Raw genomic sequence first — 5469 nt, forward strand, 5'->3', positions numbered from 1 at the left:
CGGCTGCCGGTGCGGCGGAAGATCGGGTCGGTGAGCACGTCGTCGGGGAGGTCGACGACCTCGGGCAGGCCCAGTTCCTCGCCCTGGTAGACGTAGGCGGCGCCGGGCAGCGCCAGCATCAGCAGTGCGGCGGCGCGGGCGCGGGCGGGGCCGAGACCGCTTCCTTCGGGGGTGGGTTCGCCGTAGCGGGTGACGGTGCGGACCTGGTCGTGGTTGTTGAGGACCCAGGTGACGGTCGATCCGGTGCCGGCGATGTCCTGCATGGCCTCGGAGATGACCTTGCGGAAGGCGTCGGCGTCCCAGGGGGCGCCGAGCAGGTCGAAGAAGAAGGCCTGGTGGAGTTCGTCGGGGCGGACGTAGCGGGCGTGCTCGCGGGCGGTCGGCACGGAGACCTCGCCGACCAGGAGCCGTTCGCGGCCGTCGCGGGCGGTGTACTCCTCGCACACCGCGCGCCAGTGCCGCCACACGTCGTGCACCTCGGGCTGGTTCCAGGCCAGCGGGTTGACCGAGTCGCGGGTGCGGGCGTCGGCCTCCGGGTCCGGGGAGTCGGGCAGTTCCGGGTGCTTGAAGAGCCCGGCGGCGACGTCGATGCGGAAGCCGTCGACGCCCCGGTCCAGCCAGAAGCGCAGGGTGCGGTCGAAGTCGGCGGCGATCTCGGGGTTGCGCCAGTTCCAGTCCGGCTGTTCGGGCGTGAACATGTGCAGGTACCACTGGCCGGGCCGGCCGTCCGGTTCGGTGACGCGGCTCCAGGCGGGGCCGCCGAACATGGCGTGCCAGTTGTTGGGCGGCTCGGCGCCGTCGGGGCCGCGGCCGTCGGCGAAGTGGAAGCGGGCGCGCTGCGGGCTGCCGGGGGCCGCGGCGAGCGCCTCGCGGAACCAGGGGTGCTCGCTGGAGCAGTGGTTGGGGACGACGTCCAGCAACACCTTGACGTCGAGCCGCCGGGCGGCGCCGACCAGCAGGTCGAACTCGGCGAGGTCGCCGAAGACCGGGTCGACGTCGCGGTAGTCGGCCACGTCGTAGCCGTGGTCGTGCTGCGGTGAGGGGTAGAAGGGGCTCAGCCAGATCCCGTCCACGCCCAGCTTCTTCAGGTAGGGCAGGCCCGCCCTGACCCCGGCGAGATCGCCGATTCCGTCACCGGTGCTGTCCAGGAAGCTGCGGACGTACACCTGGTAGATCACTGCGTCGCGCCACCAGCGGTGGGTGTCGATGTGCTTGGGACTCACCACGTCGACCTGTCTGTGCGTGCGGAGACCCGGGGCTCCCGGGCCGACGGCGTCCTCGCCGTTATGCATGCATGTTAGGTAGTCATGTCGTGGAGGTGTCAATGAACGAGTGCGGGATCCCCGGGGGTTTCCACGGTCGAATCTCCCTTTATCGGGGCATTGCGGACACTGTTGAGACATCCGCGTTACCTAACAGGTAACTAGGAATGGCCGTCCGGGTGAGGGAACCGGGGGTCGGGTGGGCGCGGGCCCGGAGTGCCGGGACCGGCCCCGCCACCCGCGGAGCGCGCTCCGTGGTCCGCGGGCGGTGCGGTCAGCGCGCGGAGACGGCGGCGAGTTCGCGCGCCAGCCGCCGCACCGCCGACTCCGGTGTCTGCCGCCCCGTCATCGCGTCCCGCACCACCGCCTGCACGACCAGGCTCACCTGGTCGTAGCGGGGGCTCTTGGGGCGCGGGGCGGCGGCGAGCACGCTCTCGCGCAGCGTGGGCAGGTACGGGAACCGCCGGACCATGTGGGGGTCGTCGTACAGCGCGGCCCGTACGGGCGGCAGGGCGCCGCGCGTGAGCACCTGGCGCTGGACCGGTTCGCCGGTGAGGTAGGCGATCAGCCGCGCGGCGGAGTCGGGGTGCCGCGCGTGGGCGGCGACGGCGAGGTTGGAGCCGCCCAGGACGCTGGTGCCCGGCCCGTCCGGTCCCGGCAGGGGCACGGCGCCGACCTTCCCGGCGACCGCGGAGTCCTCGGCGGACGCGGCGACGTAGGCGTAGGGCCAGTTGCGCAGGAAGAGCAGCCTGCCGTCCTGGAAGGCCTGCTTGGACTCCTCCTCCTTGTAGGTCAGCGCCTCCTGCGGGATCCAGCCCTCGCGGACACCGCGGGCGAGGAACCCGATCCCCTCGCGGGCCGCCCGGGAGTCGACGGTGACGCGTTCGCCCTCGTCGCCCAGGATGGTGCCGCCCGCCGAGTAGACGGCCTCGGCCGCGTTGACGGTCAGGCCCTCGTAGGGCAGGAACTGGCCGGCGTAGCCGTCGAGTCCGTGCGCCGGGGCGAGGGTCTTCGCGGCCCGCTCCAGGTCGGCCCAGGTGCGCGGCGGCGCCACCCCCTCGGCCTCGAGCACGTCGGCGCGGTACAGGAGCAGCCCGGCGTTGGTCACGTACGGGACGGCGTACAGCTGGCCGTCGTAGGTCGCGGTGTCCACGACGCCCGGCAGGAAGGTGTCCAGCGGGAAGCGGTCGCGCGGCAGCGGGCGGATCCAGCCGCCGGCGGCGAACTCCGAGGTCCAGCTGACGTCGATGTTGAGGACGTCGAAGCGGCCGCGGCCGGCGCCGCGCAGGTCCGTGATCATCTGCGCGCGGGTCTCGTCGGCCGAGTCGGGCAGTTCGACGAGCGTGACCTCCTCGCCGGGGTGGGCGCGGTTCCAGCCGTCGAGCAGGGGGCCGAGGTAGCCGGTGAGGTCCCCCGCGGTGGCCAGGGTGAGCGGGCCGCGCCCGTCGCCGGGAACGGCCTGGTCGGCCCGCGCCCCGGAGACCGTGCCCACGGCCAGGAGCAGCAGCAGGACGAGGAAGCCCCTACCGGCGGCATGGATCCACCGCATAGGTTCCTCCCTGTGCACCCGCACCCGGCACCCTTGCCGGGGTCAGTGGCCATGTATACCTGTTAGGTATCGGCGATACTAGGGCGTGCGGCACATCGTGTGAGGCGCGCGGGAGACGGAACCGGGCGCGCCGCACCTGGCTCGAAGGACGCGGGGAGGAGAGCACGAGTGCGGCAGTCCCTGCTGGCCCTGCTCGCCCGCGGCCCGGCCCACGGCTACGAGCTGAAGCAGGACCTTGAGCAACTGCTGGGCTCCGCGTACCCTCAGCCGAACATCGGCCAGATCTACGTCACCCTGGGCCGCCTCGAGAAGTCGGGGCTGATCGAGGGCGAGGACGTCGAGCAGTCCGGCCGGCCCAACAAGAAGGTCTACCACCTCACCGACACCGGGCGGGAGGCGCTGCGCGCCTGGTTCGAGGAGACCGCGGACGAGCCGCGGGTGCGGGACGAGTTCTTCATGAAGCTGGCCCTCGCCCCGCAGACCGGCCTCGCCGACCGGATCGCCCTGATCAACCGCCAGCGGCGCCAGTACCTCAACACCATGCGGCAGCTGTCGAGGCTGGCCGCCGCCGAAGACCGGGACAACCGCGTCGCCCAGCTGCTGATCGAGGGCGCGATGCTGCACCTGCAGGCCGACCTCGACTGGCTGGAACGGTGCCAGGAAGAGCTGGAGGAGCTGGAATGAGCGAGGGTCCCGCTCCCGTGCTGCGCGCCGAGGGCCTGGTCAAGACGCACCACGGCGAGGGGGCCCCGGCGCACGCGGTGCGCGGGGTCGACCTGCGGGTGGCGCGCGGCGAGTTCGTGGCGGTCACCGGCCCGTCCGGCGCCGGCAAGTCGACCCTGCTGCATCTGCTCGGCGGGCTCCAGCGGCCCGACTCCGGCAGCATCTGGCTGGACGGCGAGCGCACCGACGCCTACAGCGAGGCGCGCTGGGCGGTGGAGCGCAGGAAGCACATCGGGATCGTCTTCCAGTTCTTCAACCTCGTCTCGAACCTGTCGGTCGCCGACAACGTCGAGCTGCCGGCGCTGCTCGCCGGGACCCCGGCGCGCAGGGCCCGCGCCGAGCGGGAGGAGCTGCTGGCCGAGCTGGGCCTGACGGGCAAGGAGCGGAGCATGCCGGGCGAGCTGTCCGGCGGTGAGCAGCAGCGCGTCGCGCTGGCCCGCGCCCTGGTCAACCACCCGCCGCTGCTCCTGGCCGACGAGCCCGCCGGCAGCCTGGACAGCAGGGGCACCCGCGAGGTGATGCGGCTGCTGTCCCGCTTCCACCGGCGCGGGCAGACGATCCTGCTGGTCACGCACGACGCCCGGCTGGCGAGCGCCGCGGACCGGGTGATCAGCTTCTTCGACGGGCGGATCGCCGACGACGCGGAACTCGACGGAGCGCCGCCGCGCGGCCGCGGCCTCTCCGGGGTGCTGGAGCTCAGGGACTGACATGCGGATGTACGACGGTGCGGGCGTGCGGCGCCGGCGAAGGGGCTGACGCGGGTGCGAGCGAGCTTGCGCTGGGCGCATTCCGATCTGCGCGCGCACCGCGGTGAGGCGCTGTTCCTGGTCCTGGCCACCGCGGGTGTCGTCGCGTCCCTGCTGCTGGCCACGGCCCTGTTCGGGTACGCGACCAACCCCTGGCAGCGGACCTTCGCCCAGGTCCGCGGCGCGCACGTCACGCTGCACACCACGGCCTTCGCCGACGCCTCGAAGCTGGCGGGCCTGGACGGCGTGGAGGCCGTCGCCGGCCCCTTCCCCACGGCCGCCGTCACCCTCGCCTCCCGCGGCAGCCGGGCCGCCGCCGAACTGCGCGGCACCGTCGGCCGGCCCGGGACCGGCCGCCCGCTGATCACCTCCGGGCACTGGCTGGACCCCGCCGTGCCCGACGGCGTGGTCCTGGAGAGCAGCCTCGCCCGCGCCCTGCTCGCCTCGCCCGGCGACACCCTCACCCTGCCCGGCACCGCACGGACCCTGACCGTGGTGGGCGTCGCCGACAGCGCCGAGCCGCGCTACCGCCCGGGGGAGCGGCCCGGTCTGGTGTGGGCCCTGCCGTCGGCCGTGGACGGCCCCGACGGCCAGGTGGCCGGGCTGCGGCTGGCCGACCCGGACGACACCGGGTACGTGGTGCAGCGGGCGGTGACCGTGCTGGGGGCCGGTGCCATCGGGGAGGTCTCCACCTGGCAGCAGGCGCGGGCCGAGGCGCAGGGCGACAACCGGCTGCTCGGCCAGGTCCTGGGCCTGTTCGGGCTCGGCGCGCTGGCCGCCGCCGGGTTCGCGGTGCACGGGGCGATCAGCACCCGGATCCGGGGGCACCTGCGGGACATCTCCGTCCTCAAGGCGATCGGCTTCACCCCGGGGCAGGTCGTGCGCGTCTTCCTGCTCCAGCACCTCGGCTACGCCCTGCTGGGCGCGGTGGCCGCCGCCGCGCTGACCGAGGCGCTGGGCAGCGGGATACCGGGGCGGCTCGGGGACGCGGTGGGCGTGTGGCAGGGGCTGCCGGGGCACACCGTGGCGCTGTTCGCGGTGCCCGTGGGGGCGGTGCTGTTCATCGGCGCCACCACGGGGCTGGCGGCGTGGCGGGCGGGCCGGGTGCCGCCGGTGCCGGTGCCGAGGCCGGCGGCGCCCGAGGCCGGCGGGCTGACGGGCGTGGCGCGGCGGGCGCTCGGAGCACGGG

The 5469-nt window shown here is 74.1% G+C and carries 5 protein-coding genes; 3 read left to right on the forward strand and 2 right to left on the reverse strand.

Features of this window, described 5'->3' with window-relative positions; all coding sequences use genetic code 11:
- Together AOK18_RS20400 and AOK18_RS20405 are read right to left on the reverse strand one after the other, a co-directional pair.
- Positions 1 to 1208 (reverse strand): alpha-amylase family glycosyl hydrolase (locus AOK18_RS20400; RefSeq protein ID WP_055695308.1); only part of this gene is annotated, 1208 nt, incomplete at its 3' end.
- 328 nt (positions 1209 to 1536) lie between these two features.
- On the reverse strand, positions 1537 to 2811 hold the full coding sequence (locus AOK18_RS20405; RefSeq protein WP_055695307.1) for an ABC transporter substrate-binding protein: 1275 nt from the start codon (positions 2809 to 2811) through the stop codon (positions 1537 to 1539).
- A 168-nt stretch (positions 2812 to 2979) separates the two neighbouring features.
- Between AOK18_RS20405 and AOK18_RS20410 the strand changes: the two genes are divergently transcribed.
- The 3 genes from AOK18_RS20410 to AOK18_RS20420 form a co-directional block, all read left to right on the forward strand.
- Positions 2980 to 3495, forward strand: coding sequence for a PadR family transcriptional regulator (locus AOK18_RS20410; RefSeq protein ID WP_055574960.1), 516 nt, complete (start codon positions 2980 to 2982; stop codon positions 3493 to 3495).
- Positions 3492 to 4241 (forward strand): ABC transporter ATP-binding protein, encoded by a 750-nt coding sequence (locus AOK18_RS20415; protein WP_055574959.1) that lies wholly within the window; start codon positions 3492 to 3494, stop codon positions 4239 to 4241. Before AOK18_RS20410 ends, AOK18_RS20415 begins: the two co-directional genes overlap by 4 nt.
- Before the next feature lie 54 nt (positions 4242 to 4295).
- On the forward strand, positions 4296 to 5469 hold a 1174-nt coding region (locus tag AOK18_RS20420), incomplete at its 3' end, for an FtsX-like permease family protein (RefSeq protein WP_338119127.1).

Source organism: Streptomyces prasinopilosus, from assembly GCF_001419695.1.
Classification (GTDB): domain Bacteria; phylum Actinomycetota; class Actinomycetes; order Streptomycetales; family Streptomycetaceae; genus Streptomyces; species Streptomyces prasinopilosus.